Source organism: Methylobacterium sp. E-041 (assembly GCF_022829665.1).
Classification (GTDB): Bacteria; Pseudomonadota; Alphaproteobacteria; order Rhizobiales; family Beijerinckiaceae; genus Methylobacterium.
On sequence record NZ_JAKSYQ010000292.1, the window covers coordinates 88004 to 103199 of the forward strand.

Here is a 15196-nt window from a genome sequence, read left to right on the forward strand (position 1 = left end):
TGAGGCAGAGGCTCATGCCGATTCAGCTGAGGTGATCGTCCGCTGGGATGCAGCAGCATACACGGCAAGCCGGTAGAGCATGTGGGATAAACTGAGGGCTGCCGGCTCAGTCCGGTCAGAAAATCCTTATTCTCATATATACATAGCCTAAATATCTGGCGGTAGGGGTGGCATCCGAACCGCCGTTGGCGTTGCTCCGTGTCACTGCTGTGTAGCAGCAAGGGCTCGAAGCCTATCCAAATCAAACGACGGCAGCTTACGAATTGCCGTAGACTTAGCCTTGAGGGTTACGTCGCCATAGTTGTCGGCCGCTGTTCGGCCTGCATGGCCCATAATCGCATTATAGACACGGTAATTGATCGCGGCCTCTTCGCAAATTGTAGTAAAAAGGTGCCGCCATCCGTGGTTCGGCTGCACGTTCGGGTCTGGCACGATAGATCGAATGAACTCGCGCATCCGGTTGAGTAGGCCAGCGAGCGGGCCGAGAACGTCACCTTCCTTACTTGGTGTGAGAAAGAGTGGTCCTTCAGAGCTGGCCTCGACAAAATCGGTGAAGCCGAGTTCGATAAGTTGATGGTGCAGAACGACTTCTCGCGCTTCGTCGTTCTTCACGGTGCCGGCCTCGGGCGTGATGCGCAGCACCCAGAAATCACCATCGCGCTGGAGGTCTTGCCGGCGCAGTTGGCCCACCTCACCGACGCGAGCGCCGCTGAATGCACAGAGCCACGGCACCCACCGCTTAGCAGCCGCCGTGCGGGCATCTTCCCGGCGACCCGGCACATAATGCAAGGCTGCAGAGAGAATCGCGTGAGCTTCGGCTTCAATGAAGCCTTTCGGGCGGAGCCGCTGCTTTTTTCCAAGCTTGATCGTCAGCCCAGCCGCAGGATTCGCTGGAAGCTTTCGGTTGACGACAGCCCAGCCGAATAGCGTCTTCAAAGCTGCAAGATCGCTGTCCTTCACCGTCTTGGCGGACGGCACTTTCCCAGTGAGCTTCGAAGGCGTAGTCAGCCGGTGATCCTTGAAGGCGACGATGTCCTCAGCCGTCACCCGCGTGGCATCGTCGTGCTTCAGGAATGCAACAAGGTAGCGGACAGTCTTTTCGTAACTCTCGTGCGTGCTGGGCTTACGACCGGCTCGTTTCGCCTCTTGCCACCACGCCTCGAACAGGTCTGTCAGCGACAACTGCGCTAGGTCGTTGCGCGGGGTCCGTGGAGGCGAGGGTGTCAGGTAATGATTCGATGGTGCACCTTCCTGACCACTGCCGATTTTGGAAGGAGGATGTTCGGTCGGACCTCCCAATAAAATCTCGCCTTGGGCAGCGCGGCTGATTGTTAGGCTTGCCCGCTGGAGCGCCGAACCGACGGCCCTCGCCAGCTTCGTGCGACTCCAATCATCAACGACGAGGCCGTGTCGCGTAAGGAGCTGGTCGGCTTCTTCAAAACATCGACGCCGCATCGACCGGTAGAAGACGTTCGTTATGGGCATCTCGCCCGGTACACCCTTATGTGGAGCGACTTCGGGCAGAGGTGCGGCGATCCAAAGGGTTGAATAGAGGTGGGTATGCCAACCGAGTTGAAAGCTAGGGTCGGCTTGGTGAATGTGTATCCATTCGTCGTGGACGGGACCGGCAAGCGCATGAGCGTCGCGTTCCGTCAGCGACTTTGGGCCAACTCGAAGGTTCGCCCAACGGGCTTCCACTTCCGCAGAAACCTCGGCGTAGCGCACGCGGGCTGCGGCGGGATCCTTGGTATCAAGCGTTGCGAGTTCCTCGCGCTTACCAATGAGGTCACGCAGGTCTCTCGGCACGGCGCGCCGGAACCAAAAGACACCGGTCTTGGGATGCTTCCAGGGCTGCGCCATTCTGAGGGCCATATGTATCACCCGATTGTATCACTCGGGCTGCCCTAAGTCTCTGATTTTGCTATTTGCTTTTGCGGTTCAGCGGCTTAGCCGACTGATGGTGCCCAGGAAAGGACTCGAACCTTCACCTCTTGCAAGACTGGTACCTGAAACCAGCGCGTCTACCAATTCCGCCACCTGGGCTCGCCGGGCGCTCGGCGCCGACGAAGGCTCGTTTAGGGGGTGGCATCGGTGGCGTCAATCGGGATTCCGCATGTGCGGGCGTTCGACCGCCCGGTGTGATCGCGGCGCTCGCCTCGGCGCGGATGGCCGGCCCGATGGCGAGCGCCAGCGCGTCAGAGGCTCGGCGCCGGCTCGCCGTCCTCCACGTCCGGCGTGCGCGACCGGGACCGGCGATCGAGCAGCGACCGTCCGAGCGCGCGGAACGGCGCGACGAGCCGGCGGGCGTCCTCGGCGCGTTCCATGAAGCGCTCGCCGCTGCGGATCTCCTTGTCGAGGCGGGCCATGGTCCGGGCGAGCGACGGATCGTCGTCCTGCAGCCAGGTCTCGACCACGCGGGCGAAGGCGATGACGACGCCCTGGAGCTTGAGCCGGCCGAGCGGGCCCTCGGTGTCGATCCCGGCCGCGGCCAGCATGTAACGGTGGGAGTTCAGGGCCACGCCGTTCAGGGCCAACATCGACAGCACGTCGCCGCGCAGCGCGAACGAGATGCGCCGCAAGGCCGGCTTGTACGGCGTCATCGCGTCGAGCCGGCGCATCAGCACGTCGAACAGCCGCTCGCGGGTCGGCTCCTCGGCGAGGTCGGCACCGTCCTCCTCGAGCACCTTACGGTCGATGATCCGGGCGAGGCCGGCGAGAATCGCGCCCTTCGACGGGAACAGGTCGCGCAGCTCCGCCAAGCTCAGACCCGCCTCGCGGGCGATGTCGCCGACCTCGATGTCGTTCCAGGGCTGCTCGGCCGCCAGCCGCATCAGCGCCTCCACCGCCGCCTCGCGCGGGGGCTGCGTCGGCGGCTCGTGATGGGTGCCGGGATCCGCCGGCTTGCGGCCCTTCTTCGGCGAGCCTGCTGTCTGGGTCATGCGGCCTGCTCCTGGCTGATGTCGCGCGCGCTCCGAAGGGGCGACGCGCCTCGTGACGATCGACGCGCGAAACGGCCGATCCTGTCTCACTCCCTATGTAGGGACGCGGGCGGACGAGGGCAGTGCCTTTGTGCGCGCTTGCCGCACGAGGGCGATGGCACGACATGCCCATAGGGCGCACGCGAGGCGCGGTGTTCGACGATGGCGGCACGATCGCGCGCCGGCCTTGCCCGCCCTGCTCTCCATCTCCGCCGTGGTCGGCAACGCAATGGTGGATCATGGGCCGAAGGCGCTTGCGGCGCTTGCGCAGCGAGCGACGGGGCTCTCATCGCGGGATGACGGAACCGCGAAGCGCTCGGATCGACCGCCCGAACGCGATGTCCGCGTCCCGATCGAAGATGCAGGTGCGCCGAAGCGTCCCCTACTCCGCGGCAACCCGAGGCGGCGCCGGGTAGCCCCGCCCATCGTTGGCGGGATGGCCGGAAGGCGCGCGCCCCGCCTCCTCCGGGTCGTCGCGCGCGCCGACGAAGCGGGAGAACAGGCGGACGATCAGGCGGGACAGGTCGTCCATCAGCACGAAGATCGCCGGCACGAAGACCAGCGACAGGCCGGTGGAGACGATGAGGCCGCCGATCACCGCGATCGCCATCGGGGCCCGGAACTCGCCGCCGATGCCGAGCGCCATCGCGGAGGGCACCATGCCGGCGGCCATGGCGATCGTGGTCATCACGATCGGCCGCGCGCGCTTGCGGCCGGCATCGATGATCGCGGTGGCGCGGTCGACGCCGCGCCCCATCTCCTCGACGGCGAAATCGACGAGCATGATCGCGTTCTTCGTGACCACGCCCATCAGCATCAGGATGCCGATGACGACGGGCATCGAGATCGGCTTGTGGAACACCAGCAACCCGAGGATCGCGCCGCCGATCGACAGCGGCAGCGAGAACAGGATCGTCATCGGCTGCAGGAACGAGCCGAACAGCAGGATCAGCACGCCGAACACCATCATCAGCCCCGCGCCCATGGCGAGGGCGAAGCCGGAGAACACCTCGCCCATCACCTCGGCGTCGCCGGTCTGGCTGATGGTCACGCCCGGCGGCAGGGCCTGGGCGGTCGGCAGGTGCATGACTTGGTCGATCAGCGAGCCGAGGGCGTCCGAGCCCTGCATGTCGCCTTCCAGCGCCACGCGGATCGCCCGGTCGTAGCGGTCGATCGCGGTCGGGCCCTGCCCGAGAGACAGGTCGGCCACCGTCGAGAGCGGCACCGCGGCGCCGCCCTTGACCGGGACCTTGAGGGTCTCGAGCTGGGCGAGGTCGCCGCGCAGGGTCTCGGGCAGCTGCACCCGGATCGGCACCTGACGGTCGCGCGCGTTGAACTTGGCGAGGTTGGCGCCGATGTCGCCGATGGTCCCGACGCGCACCGTCTCGGCGATCAGGTCGGTGGAGACGCCGAGATCGGCCGCCACCCCGGCCTTGGGGCGGATGCGGATCTCGGTGCGGTCGAGCGGCGCGGTCGAGATCACGTTGACGAGGTGGGGCACCTGAGCCGCCTCGCGCTGGAGGCGCTGCGACACGTCGGCGACCACCGCCTTGTCGGGGCCGGCGATGATGAGCGCGAGATCGCGCTGGCCGCCCTCGCGCAAAGCCCAGAACCGGATGTCGGGCTGCTGCCGCAGGATCGCGCCGACGGCGACGTCGACCTCCTTCTGCGTGCGGTGTCGCGTGTTCTTCGGCGTCAGGTTGATGGTCAGCGAGGCGAGCCGCACCTCCTTCTTCCCCGGCAATTGCCGGACGCCGTCGACGAACACGCTGCGGACCTCGGGCAGCGTCCGGATCTTGTCCACCAGCGCGTCGGTGACGCGCGTGGTCTCGGCGAGCTTGGCGCCGGGCGGCAGCTCGACCACGAACAGCGTGCGGGCCGCGTCCTCGGCCGGCAGGAAGCCGGACGGCAGCAGGCCGGTGGATAGGATGGAGGCGGCAAAGCAGGCCAGCCCCGCCACCAGCGTCACGAACTTGTGCCGCACCGACCACGCCACGAGGCGGGTGTAGCCGCGCATCACGACGCCTTCGCGCGTGTCCTCCGGCCCGTGGTCGCGCAGGAAGTAGGCGGCGAGCAGCGGCGTGATCAGGCGCGCGACCAGCAGCGACATGAACACGGCGGCCGCGATCGTCAGTCCGAACTGCTTGAAGTACTGCCCGGCGATGCCGCCCATGAACGAGACGGGGGCGAAGATCGCGATGATCGTCGCGGTGATGGCGATGACCGCGAGGCCGATCTCGTCGGCCGCCTCGAGGGCCGCGCGATAGGGCGTCTTCCCCATCCGCATGTGGCGGACGATGTTCTCGATCTCGACGATGGCGTCGTCGACCAGGATGCCGGTCACCAGCGTGATCGCGAGCAGGCTGACGGCGTTCAGCGAGAAGCCGAGCGTGCTCATCACCCAGAAGGTCGGCAGCACCGAGAGCGGCAGCGCCACCGCCGCGATCAGCGTCGCGCGCCAGTCCTTCAGGAACAGCAGCACGACGATCACCGCCAGCGCCGAGCCCTCCAGCAGCCCGAGCATCGCGGAATGGTAGTTGCCGACCGTGTTGGTGACGGAGGTGTCGATCAGGTCGAAGCGCACGCCCGGGTTGGCGGCGTGCAGCGACGCGATCCGGTCGGCCACGCCGACCGAGACCTCGGCGTCGCTGGCGCCGGCCGAGCGCGAGATCGCGAAGGCGACCACCGGCTCGCCGTTGAAGCGGGCGAAGGTGCGCGGCTCCTCGGCGGTGTCGGTGAGCGTCGCGAGCTCGTCGAGCCGCACCTTGCGGTTGCCGGAGACGACGATCGATGTGGCGCCGAGCGTGTCGAGGGTCGCCGAGGCCGCGAGCGTGCGGATCGACTGCTCCTGGCCGCCGACCTCGCCGCGTCCGCCGGCCATGTCGGCCGAAGTCAGGCGCAGCTGCCGGTTGACGTCGGCCGCGGTGATGCCGAGCGCGAGCAGCCGGTCGGGCTTCAAGGTGACGCGGACCTCGCGGGCGACGCCGCCGAGGCGCTCGACGCCGCCGACGCCGCGCACGCCCTGGATCGACCGGGCGACCACGTCGTCGACGAACCACGACAGGTCCTCCGGCGTCATCGCGGGCGCGGACGCGCCGTAGACCATGATCGGCAGGCCGGCGATCTCGACGCGGTTGATGATCGGCTCGTCGATGGTCCGCGGCAGGTTCAGGCGGATCTTCGAGACCGCATCCTTCACGTCGTTGACGGCCCGATCGGTGTTCACCTCGAGCCGGAACTCGATGGTGGTGACCGACGAGCCCTCGGTGATGGTCGAGAGGATGTGCTTGACGCCCTTCACGCCCGCCACCGAATCCTCGACCCACTTCGTGACCTGGGTCTGAAGCTCGGAGGGCGCCGCGCCCGACTGGGTGATCGTCACCGAGACGATCGGGATGTCGATGTTGGGAAAGCGCGTGATCGGCAGGGAGCGGAAGCTGACGAAGCCCAGCAGCATCAGGACGAGGAACAGGACGATCGACGGCAGCGGCCGGCGGATCGACCAGGCGGAGATGTTGAGGCGCATGACGTCGCCCCTAGCGCGCGGTCGCGTCGGCGAGCGGCGTCAGGGTCTCCGGCGGCACGGGCCGCACCCGGTCGCCGTCGCGCAGGAAGCTTCCGGCGCGCGCGACGACGATTTCGCCGGCGGCAAGCCCGCTGCGAACCTCGGAGAACCCCGCGGCGGAGAGGCCGGGCACGACCTTGCGCGCCTCGACCCGCTCGTCCTTCACCACGAGGACCCCGGCGTTGCCGTCGGCCGCGAACAGGAGGCTGGAGACCGGAACCGCGACGCCGGTTCGCCGCGCCACCTCGACGGTGCCGCGGCCGAAGGCGCCGATGCGGAGCGCGGGATCGTCGCCGAGCGCGATGCGGACCTTGCCCAGCCGCGTGGTGCGGTCGACCTCCGGGTAGACCCGGCGGACCTTGCCGACGATCTTGCGCCCGTCCTCCAGGTCGAGCTGGGCCGGATCGCCGATCTTGATCCGCGGCAGCCAGGTCTCCGGCACCTCGCCTTCCAGCTCGATCTCGCCGCGCGCGATCAGGCGGAACAGCGGCTCGCCGGCCGCGGTCGCGGTTCCGCCGACGCGGGCGGTGCGGCGATTGACGATCCCGGCTTCCGGCGCGCGGATCGCGGCGCGGGCGCGCTTGAGCGCGATCTCGGCACCCGAGGCCTTGGCGGTGGCGAGATCGGCCTCTGAGGCCTGCAGGCCGCCGCGGGCGGAGGCGAGCCTGCCGTCCGCGCCCTGCGCCGCGGAGACGCGCTGCTCGAGGATCGCGGCGGTGGCGTTCCCGGTCTTGATCAGGGCCTGGGCGCGCTCCAACGACAGCCGCGCCTCGGTCTGGGCCGCCTCCGACTGCACGATCTGGCTCTTGGCCTGCACGATCGCGGCTTCGGCCCGGGCGACCGCCGCCGCGTTCGCGGCTTCCTGGGTCGCGATCATCTCGGTGGAGAGTTTCGCGAGCACCTGGCCGGCGGCGACCCGGTCGCCCTCCTCCGCCAGCAGCTCGATGATGCGGAAGCCCTCGATCTCCGGCGACACCAGGATCTCGTCGCGCGGCACCAGCGTCCCGGTGATGACCGCCCGCTCGACGATCTCCCGCATCTGGGCCGGCACGACGCTGATCGCCGGCGCGATGGATTGCGGCTCGGGCACCGCCGCCGTTTCGACCGCGCCGACGGACGATGCGCCCGCGCAGAAGGCCGCCGCGAGGCCGGCGACACGCAGGGCGGCAACGAAGGATCGCATCACGGCAGTGGTCTCGCTGGCGTCCATGGGCTCGCCTGAGCCTGCCCTGTCGCACCGCAGCCCGGCGTTTTGAAGGCACGCGCCGACGCCCCGGGGAGCGTAGACGACGGCCTGGAAATAGGCGACCGAATACCTGCAACCGCGCCGCATTAAGGACGTTAAGCTTTCAACATCCCATGCGACGGGGCTCCCATGAGCATCTTCCAGATTCGTCAGACCAAGAACGGCATCGTCCTGTGGACCGGCTCGGCCGACGACGAGGCGACCGCCCTCGACGCGATGGCGCGCGAGGCCGGCTACCGCGACTTCCTCGCGCTGCCGGAATCGGTCCGCAGCAACGGCCTCGAAGCCGCGAAGCTCGACCTGATCTCCTAAGGGCGATCGCCCGGCCCGGGCGGGTCGGGCCTCACCCCATCCGACGACCATCGACCCCGTTCGGCCCCGGCCGTGCGGGGTCGATGCGTTTCACGCCACCGCGAACGCCTTGAGGTCGAAGGCGGGGTCGGCGGCCTGCTCCGGCGTCGGCGTCCGTCCGGCGCCGAGGATGCGACGGGCCATCATGTGGTCGCCCGCGCGGTTGATCGACTCGACCGCGACCAAGCGCGCGCCGCGGTAGCGGAACACCGAGAACGCCTCGCCGCCACCCCGCCGGACCGACAGGTCCGACGGCCCCGAGAGGCCGGCGATCTGCAGCTTGTAGCGACCCTGGTCGCTCCAGAACCACGGCAGCGCCGCGTAGGCTGCCGGCCGGCCGGCGAGGCGGGCCGCGAGGCACCGCCCCTGGTCGATCGCGTTCTGCACCGATTCGATCCGCACGGTGCCGTCCGCGGACAATCCCGTCGCGAAGGCGCTGGGATGGCGCGTACAGTCGCCGATCGCCGAGATCGCCGGGTCGTCGGTGGCGAGAAACGCGTCGACCCGGATGCCGTCCGCGACGGACAGGCCGGCCTCGGCCGCGAGCTCCTGGTTCGGCAGCACGCCGATCCCGACCACGACGAGGTCGGCAGGCAGCTCGCGATCGTCCGACAGGCGGACGGCGCCGGCGCGGCCGCCCTCCCCCGCGATCGATGCGACGCCGGCACCGAAGGCGAAGCGGACGCCGAGCCCCTCGTGCGCGCCGCGGAAGAAGGCGCCGGTCTCGGTCGAGACCGCCCGCGCCATCGGGCGGTCAGCGGCCTCGATCACCGTCACGTCGAGGCCGCGCGCGGCGGCGACGGCCGCGAACTCGAGGCCGATGAAGCCGGCGCCGACCACGACGATCCGCCGCGCGATCTCCAAGGCCGCGCGCAGGGCGTCCGCGTCGGCGAGGTCGCGCAGCTGGCGCACGCCGGCAAGGTCGGCGCCGGGCACCGGCAGCGGGCGGTTGCGCGCGCCGGTGGCGAGAACGAGGTGGTCGTACGGGAGGCCGGTCCCGTCGGCGAGCCGCAGCGTCCTGGCCGCCCGGTCGATCGCGACAGCCCGGGTCTGCGAACGGACCGCGATGCGGTGCTCGGCGAAGAAGGCGTCCGGGCGAAGGTGCAGCCCCGCGGCGTCGGTCTTGCCGGCGAGATAGGCCTTCGACAGCGGGGGCCGCTGATACGGCAGGCCCGGCTCGTCGGCGACGATGGTGACGGGATCGGCGAACCCGACCTCGCGCAGCGACGCGGCGACCTGGAACCCCGCCTGCCCGCCCCCGACGACGACGAGGCCGGCGCTCACGCCCTGCCCCCGGCGGCGATCGCGGCGACCGTCTCCTGGCCGAGCACCTCGACCCCCGGCAACCAGCGGGCGCCGTCCTGCATCAGGTACTCCCAGAACGCGGCGGCCGCCGGACCCAGAACCTTGTCGGCCCGGCGGACCGCGTACCAGTCGCGCCGGATCGGCAGGCCCTGGACGTCGAGCAGAACCAGACGGCCGGCCTCGACCTCGGCGGAAACCGTGTGCGCGGAGAGCAGCGCGATCCCGAGCCCGGCCATCACCGCCTGTTTGATGGTCTCGTTCGAGCCGGAATCGATCCCGAGCTTCGCCCGCTTGATGATGATCCCGTTCATGAATTCCTCGAACACCGTGCGGGTGCCCGATCCGTCCTCGCGCACTAGGTAGGCTTCCTCGGCGATGTCGGCCTTGGTCAGCCCGCGGCGGCCCGCCAGGGGGTGGTTGGGATCGGCGATCAGCACCAGGGGGTGCGGCCCGAAGATCTCGGCCTCGATCGCGAAGTCGCGCGGCGGCCGGCCCATGATCGCGAAGTCGATCTCGTAGTTGCGCAGCGCCTCGACCGTGTTGCCGCGGTTGCGCACCGACAGGTTGATCTCGACGCCGGCATGCGCCTTCACGAAGCCGGCGATCACCTGCGGCGCGAAGTACTTCGCGGTCGAGACCACGCCGAGCGTCACCCGGCCGCCGGCGCCGCCCTTGAGGATGCGGAGCTTGTCGGCGCAGGTCTCCAGCACGGTGTTGATGCTGTCGATCGCCCAGAGCATCTCGCGGCCGGCATCGGTCGGCTTCAACCCGGTCGGCGTCCGGTCGAACAGCAGCAGGCCCGCCTCCTCCTCCAGCTGGCGGATGCGGGCATAGAGGGCGGCCGAGGTGACGTTGAGCTCCTGGGCGGCCCGCGTCATGGTGCCGAGACGTGCCACCGCCGCGACGGCCTGAAGTTGCTTGAGGGACAGGTTGCGCATGCGCTGTTTTTAGTTTTTTTGTAATCGGCCGCAAGAAGTTTTAGATTTCTTGCCCACAGGCGGCGTCGGTCCCTGGTGAAGGGCGACCCGCGTGCGGTATCCTGCCGGCATTCGGGCAGGTAAGGCGTGCGGCAGGCGCCGTCGCACGCATGACGGCGCGGCAGGATCTCGGGCGGAAAGGCAAGCGGATGTCGACAGGTTCACCGGCACTCGGATCGCGGCTCGATGCATGCCTCGCCGAGGCTGTCGCGGCGGAGCCGCACTTGGCCGACACCGCCGCCGTGATCGCCGCGATCGCGGCGGCCTCCATCGACATCAGCGAGGTCATCGGGCGCGGAGCGCTCGGGGGCGACCTCGCGGCGGCCGGCGAGCACAACAGCGACGGCGACGTGCAGAAGGCGCTCGACGTGATCGCCCACCAGCGCGTCACGGAAGCCCTCCAGGGCGCGCCCGTCGCCGAGGTCGCCTCCGAGGAGGCCGAGGGCGTGATGCACCTCAACGCCGGGGCGCCGCTCGCGGTCGCGATCGACCCGCTCGACGGCTCGTCGAACATCGGCGTGAACATGGCGGTGGGCACCATCTTCGGCATCCGCCCGGCCGTGACCGCCGAAGGCGACCCGATCGCCTCCTTCACCACGCCCGGCACGGCGCAGACGGCGGCCGGCTTCGTCACCTACGGGCCGGCCACGGCGCTGATCCTGACGCTGGGCCACGGCACCCAGGTCTACGTGCTCGACCGTGCCGAGCGCGCCTTCCGCCTGACCCATGCCGCGCTCGAAGTGCCGGCGGCCGCCAAGGAATACGCGATCAACGCCTCGAACGCCCGGCACTGGGACGGCCCGATCAAGGCCTACATCGAGGATTGCCTGCGCGGCGCCGAGGGCCCGCACGACAAGGACTACAACATGCGCTGGCTCGGCTCGCTGGTGGCCGACGCGCAGCGCGTGCTGATGCGCGGCGGCGTGTTCCTGTACCCCGGCGACGGGCGCAAGGGCTACGCGCAAGGACGCCTGCGCCTGCTCTACGAGGCCGCCCCGATCGCCATGCTGATGGAGCAGGCCGGCGCCGGCGCCACCGACGGCGAACGCCGCATCCTCGACATCGCCGCCGCCGGCATCCACGAGCGCGTGCCGCTGGTCTTCGGCTCGGTCGAGGAGGTCGCCAGCGTCGCCAAGTACTACGACGGGCGCAACCACGCCGCCGGGCGCTCCCCCCTGTTCGGGCAGCGCGGGCTGATGCGCTCGTGACCTCGGGACACGCCCGGTAGCAGCATGTCGGCGCGGCATCCGATCATCTCGGTCACCGGTTCCTCGGGGGCCGGCACGACCTCGGTGCGCAACACCTTCGAGCAGATCTTCCGGCGCGAGGACGTGTCGGCGGTCTACATCGAGGGCGACGGCTTCCATGCCTTCGACCGCGAGACGATGCACGCGATGATGGCGGCGGAGCCGACGCTGTCGCACTTCGCGCCGCGCGCCAACCTCCTGCCGGAGCTTGAGGAGGTGTTCCGCACCTACGGCGAGTCCGGGCGGGGCCGGACCCGGCACTACGTCCACGACGTCGAGGACGCCGCACGCTACGGGCGGCCGCAGGGCAGCTTCACCGAGTGGGAGGATTTCGCGCCCGGCTCCGACCTGCTGTTCTACGAGGGCCTGCACGGGTGCGTCGTCGACCAGACCCTAGACCTCGCGCGCTACCCCGACCTGAAGATCGGCGTCGTGCCGGTGATCAACCTCGAATGGATCCAGAAGCTGCACCGGGACCGGTCGTTCCGGGGCTATTCGACCGATGCGGTCACCGACGTGATCCTGCGGCGGATGCCGGATTACGTGCAGACCATCTGCCCGCAATTCTCCTGGACCGACATCAACTTCCAGCGGGTGCCCACGGTCGACACCTCGAACCCGTTCATCGCCCGCTGGATCCCGACGGCCGACGAATCGATGGTGGTGATCCGCTTCAAGGACCCCAAGGGCATCGACTTCTCGTACCTGCGCTCGATGCTCGAGGGCAGCTTCATGAGCCGGGCCAACTCGATCGTCATCCCCGGCGGCAAGCTCGACCTCGCGATGCAGCTCATCCTCACGCCGATCATCATGCAACTCGTCGAGCGCAAGCGCCGGCTCGCCTGACCGCACGGGTCGTCGCGGGCAAAAAGTCCGGCTGTTTTGGCCGGGCTTCCCCACCCCTCATCAGCCCGCGCGAGGGCGTGTCGGCCCCGCGCGTCTCGGAACCTGCCGCATGCCAAAGGCCATCATCGCCCCCTCGATCCTGTCGGCCGACTTCGCACGGCTGGCGGAGGAGACCCGCGCCGTGGACGCGGCCGGCGCCGACTGGATCCATCTCGACGTGATGGACGGGCATTTCGTGCCCAACATCACCTTCGGGCCCCCGGTGGTGAAGGCCTTGCGCCCGCACACGATGAAGTTCTTCGACGTGCACCTGATGATCGCGCCGGCCGACCCCTACCTCGCGGCCTTCGCAGACGCCGGCGCCGACGGCATCACCGTCCACGTCGAGGCCGGGCCGCACAGCCATCGCTCGCTCCAGACCATCCGGAGCTTGGGCAAGCGCACCGGCATCGCGCTCAACCCGGGAACGCCCGCCGCGATGGTCGAGCCGCTGCTCGACCTCGCCGACATGGTGCTGGTGATGACGGTGAACCCGGGCTTCGGCGGCCAGAGCTTCCTCGGAAGCGCGCTGGAGACGGTGGCGCGGGTGAAGGCGATGATCGCGGGCCGCGCCATCGATATCCAGGTCGACGGCGGCGTCGACGCCGAGACGGTCGGCCGTGCGACGGCCGCCGGCGCCAACGTGTTCGTCGCCGGCAACGCGGTGTTCAAGGACGGCCCCGACCGCTACGCCGAGCGGATCGCCGCGATCCGCGCCGGCGCCGAGGCGGCGAGCGGCCGGGCGATCCGATGCTGATGGCGACCTCATGCTGAAGGCGCTGATCTTCGACGTCGACGGGACGCTGGCCGAGACCGAGGACCTGCATCGCCAGGCCTTCAATCACGCCTTCTCCGAGCTCGGCCTGCCCTGGCACTGGGACCCGGCGTGCTACGCCGACCTGCTGACGGTGATGGGCGGGAAGGAGCGGCTCACCCACTACGTCGCGACCCGCCACGGCGATGCCGCGGACCTGCGTGCGCGCATGCCGGAGATCCACACCCGCAAGACCGCGATCTACGGCGGCCTCGTCGCGGAGGGCGCGCTCGCGCTCCGCCCCGGCGTCGCGAGGCTGATCGCCGAGGCGCGGGCGGGCGACGTCCGGCTCGCGATCGCGACGACCACCACCCGCGCCAACGTGGACACGCTCCTTGCCGTCAACTTTCCGGCCGGCGACCGCCCCTTCGACGTGATCGCCTCGGGCGACGAGGCCGCCCGCAAGAAGCCGGCCTCCGACATCTTCGATCTCGCGGTGCAACGCCTCGGCATCGCGCCGTCGGAGGCGATCGCGTTCGAGGATTCCGCCGCCGGCATCCGCTCGGCGCTCGATGCCGGCCTGCCGGTGCTGGCGACCCGCAGCCGCTACACCGAGAGCCACCGCCTCGACGGCGCGTTCTCGGCGGTGTCGGATCTCGGCGAGCCGGGGCATCCGCACCGGCACGTCTTCGGGTTCGCGTGGGCGGACGGGGTGGTGACGCTCGCGGGCCTGAGGGAGTGGCACGCGAGCGCCTGACCCGTCAGTCGCGACGGGCGAGCCGGCGACCGGCCGACTGCCGGCGCGCATCGTGCCGTCCCTGCGCTTCCGTCGCGAACAGCGTCGTCCCCGCGACGAGGCCCAGCGCCGCGGCAAGCCCGAGCTTCAGCCATTTCGGGTCGACGGCGGCGACGTGGCCGACGGCGCGGTCGTCGAAACGGCCATGGGCGCCGGGATCGGTGTCCACCGGCTCGTAGAGGTTGTCGGCTCGGTGCTTGTTGGCGCGCACGCTGGTCATCTCCCCGCGATATCCGTGACGGGCGAGATACCCGTCGATCCAACCCGGGATCACCATGTTGCCGACGATCGCCTTCCAGGCCGACGTCCCGATCCAAAGCTCGCGCGGCGCCGCCTGCGCGGCCGCGTAGACGTGGCGGGCGATCGCCTCGGGCTGGTAGATCGGCGGCACCGGCTCGAGCTTGCGCGGCAGCACCGAGCGGGCCCAATCGAATTGCGGCGTGTTCACCGCAGGCAGCTGCACCATCGTCAGCCGTACCTTGCTGCCGTCGTGCAGCAATTCGCTGCGCAGCGAGTCGACGAAACCGCGCACCGCCGCCTTGGCCGCGCAATAGGTCGCCTGCAGGGGGATCGAGCGGTAGGCCAGGGCCGAGCCGATATGGACGATGGTGCCGGAATCCTTGGGCACCATGTGCTCGAGCGCGGCGAGCGTGCCGTGGACCTGGCCGAGATAGGTCACCTCGGTGACGCGACGGAACTCCTCGGCGGAGGTCTGCTGGACGGGCGCGTAGACCGTCACCATCGCGTTGTTGACCCAGACGTCGATGCCGCCGAACGCCGCGACGACCTCGGCGGCCGCCTGGCTCACCGCGTCCGCGTCGGCGACGTCGGCCGCGAACGCCATCGGGCGTCCGCCGGCCCGCACCACGTCCTCGATCGTCCCGTGCAGGCCGGCCTCGCCGCGGGCGATCAGGCCGACGTTCCATCCATGCCGGGCGAACTCGCAGGCGACCGCCCGGCCGACGCCGGCGCTGGCGCCCGTGACCACGACCGTCCGTTTCCGCTCAACCTGTTTTCGCATTCTGTCCTCGTCGGCGCGCCGGTCGGCCGCGGTTCGGGAACGCCCGTCGCCGCCGATCTTTCCGTCGTCGG

Annotated in this window: 12 protein-coding genes and 1 tRNA gene; 5 read left to right on the plus strand and 8 right to left on the minus strand. The window is 69.6% G+C overall.

Translation table 11 applies throughout. The features are described 5' to 3' along the window. Positions 1-201: 201 nt before the first annotated feature. From MKK70_RS27415 to MKK70_RS27435, 5 genes are all read right to left on the minus strand, one after another. Complete coding sequence (locus MKK70_RS27415) at positions 202-1860, minus strand: DUF6538 domain-containing protein (protein WP_243951100.1); 1659 nt, start codon at positions 1858-1860, stop codon at positions 202-204. Between the two features lie 98 nt (positions 1861-1958). Continuing rightward, positions 1959-2043, minus strand: a tRNA-Leu gene (locus tag MKK70_RS27420). A 152-nt stretch (positions 2044-2195) separates the two neighbouring features. After that, on the minus strand, positions 2196-2939 hold the full coding sequence (locus MKK70_RS27425; protein ID WP_243951102.1) for a TetR/AcrR family transcriptional regulator: 744 nt from the start codon (positions 2937-2939) through the stop codon (positions 2196-2198). Between the two features lie 421 nt (positions 2940-3360). Continuing rightward, positions 3361-6504 carry an efflux RND transporter permease subunit gene (locus MKK70_RS27430; protein WP_243951104.1) on the minus strand — a complete coding sequence of 1048 codons (3144 nt, stop codon included), beginning with the start codon at positions 6502-6504 and terminating at the stop codon, positions 3361-3363. Positions 6505-6514: 10 nt separating this feature from the next. Further along, positions 6515-7726: an efflux RND transporter periplasmic adaptor subunit gene (locus tag MKK70_RS27435; RefSeq protein ID WP_243951105.1), complete on the minus strand. Its 1212-nt coding sequence runs from the start codon at positions 7724-7726 to the stop codon at positions 6515-6517. Positions 7727-7918: 192 nt separating this feature from the next. Here MKK70_RS27435 and MKK70_RS27440 point away from each other — a divergent pair, with 192 nt between their 5' ends. Then, positions 7919-8101, plus strand: coding sequence for a hypothetical protein (locus MKK70_RS27440; RefSeq protein ID WP_147841615.1), 183 nt, complete (start codon positions 7919-7921; stop codon positions 8099-8101). 90 nt (positions 8102-8191) lie between these two features. Here the strand turns inward: MKK70_RS27440 and MKK70_RS27445 are convergent, their stop codons facing one another. Both MKK70_RS27445 and MKK70_RS27450 read right to left on the minus strand, forming a co-directional pair. After that, positions 8192-9424 carry an NAD(P)/FAD-dependent oxidoreductase gene (locus MKK70_RS27445; RefSeq protein WP_243951107.1) on the minus strand — a complete coding sequence of 411 codons (1233 nt, stop codon included), beginning with the start codon at positions 9422-9424 and terminating at the stop codon, positions 8192-8194. Next, positions 9421-10383 carry a LysR family transcriptional regulator gene (locus tag MKK70_RS27450; protein ID WP_147727027.1) on the minus strand — a complete coding sequence of 321 codons (963 nt, stop codon included), beginning with the start codon at positions 10381-10383 and terminating at the stop codon, positions 9421-9423. The genes MKK70_RS27445 and MKK70_RS27450 overlap by 4 nt, the downstream gene beginning before the upstream one ends. 188 nt (positions 10384-10571) lie before the next feature. Between MKK70_RS27450 and MKK70_RS27455 the strand changes: the two genes are divergently transcribed. The 4 genes from MKK70_RS27455 (at position 10572) to MKK70_RS27470 (ending at position 14065) form a co-directional block, all read left to right on the plus strand. Further along, a complete protein-coding gene (locus tag MKK70_RS27455; RefSeq protein WP_243935487.1) occupies positions 10572-11630 on the plus strand; it encodes a class 1 fructose-bisphosphatase in 1059 nt (352 codons plus the stop codon). A 24-nt stretch (positions 11631-11654) separates the two neighbouring features. After that, on the plus strand, positions 11655-12515 hold the full coding sequence (locus MKK70_RS27460; RefSeq protein ID WP_147727025.1) for a phosphoribulokinase: 861 nt from the start codon (positions 11655-11657) through the stop codon (positions 12513-12515). A 109-nt stretch (positions 12516-12624) separates the two neighbouring features. Further along, positions 12625-13311 (plus strand): ribulose-phosphate 3-epimerase, encoded by a 687-nt coding sequence (gene rpe / locus MKK70_RS27465; RefSeq protein WP_243951109.1) that lies wholly within the window; start codon positions 12625-12627, stop codon positions 13309-13311. 10 nt (positions 13312-13321) lie between these two features. Continuing rightward, positions 13322-14065 (plus strand): HAD-IA family hydrolase, encoded by a 744-nt coding sequence (locus tag MKK70_RS27470; RefSeq protein WP_243951111.1) that lies wholly within the window; start codon positions 13322-13324, stop codon positions 14063-14065. 4 nt (positions 14066-14069) lie between these two features. Here MKK70_RS27470 and MKK70_RS27475 read toward each other — a convergent pair whose 3' ends face one another. Next, on the minus strand, positions 14070-15125 hold the full coding sequence (locus MKK70_RS27475) for an SDR family oxidoreductase (protein WP_243951113.1): 1056 nt from the start codon (positions 15123-15125) through the stop codon (positions 14070-14072). Between the last annotated feature and the right edge of the window lie 71 nt (positions 15126-15196).

What these genes read in the sequence shown, in the direction of transcription:
- MKK70_RS27415 (WP_243951100.1), bottom strand. Translation starts at nt 1,860, where the DNA reads ATGGCGCAGCCCTGGAAGCATCCCAAGACCGGTGTCTTTTGGTTCCGG.
- MKK70_RS27425 (WP_243951102.1), bottom strand. Translation starts at nt 2,939, where the DNA reads ATGACCCAGACAGCAGGCTCGCCGAAGAAGGGCCGCAAGCCGGCGGAT.
- MKK70_RS27430 (WP_243951104.1), bottom strand. Translation starts at nt 6,504, where the DNA reads ATGCGCCTCAACATCTCCGCCTGGTCGATCCGCCGGCCGCTGCCGTCG.
- MKK70_RS27435 (WP_243951105.1), bottom strand. Translation starts at nt 7,726, where the DNA reads ATGCGATCCTTCGTTGCCGCCCTGCGTGTCGCCGGCCTCGCGGCGGCC.
- MKK70_RS27440 (WP_147841615.1), top strand. Translation starts at nt 7,919, where the DNA reads ATGAGCATCTTCCAGATTCGTCAGACCAAGAACGGCATCGTCCTGTGG.
- MKK70_RS27450 (WP_147727027.1), bottom strand. Translation starts at nt 10,383, where the DNA reads ATGCGCAACCTGTCCCTCAAGCAACTTCAGGCCGTCGCGGCGGTGGCA.
- MKK70_RS27455 (WP_243935487.1), top strand. Translation starts at nt 10,572, where the DNA reads ATGTCGACAGGTTCACCGGCACTCGGATCGCGGCTCGATGCATGCCTC.
- MKK70_RS27460 (WP_147727025.1), top strand. Translation starts at nt 11,655, where the DNA reads ATGTCGGCGCGGCATCCGATCATCTCGGTCACCGGTTCCTCGGGGGCC.
- rpe (WP_243951109.1), top strand. Translation starts at nt 12,625, where the DNA reads ATGCCAAAGGCCATCATCGCCCCCTCGATCCTGTCGGCCGACTTCGCA.
- MKK70_RS27470 (WP_243951111.1), top strand. Translation starts at nt 13,322, where the DNA reads ATGCTGAAGGCGCTGATCTTCGACGTCGACGGGACGCTGGCCGAGACC.
- MKK70_RS27475 (WP_243951113.1), bottom strand. Translation starts at nt 15,125, where the DNA reads ATGCGAAAACAGGTTGAGCGGAAACGGACGGTCGTGGTCACGGGCGCC.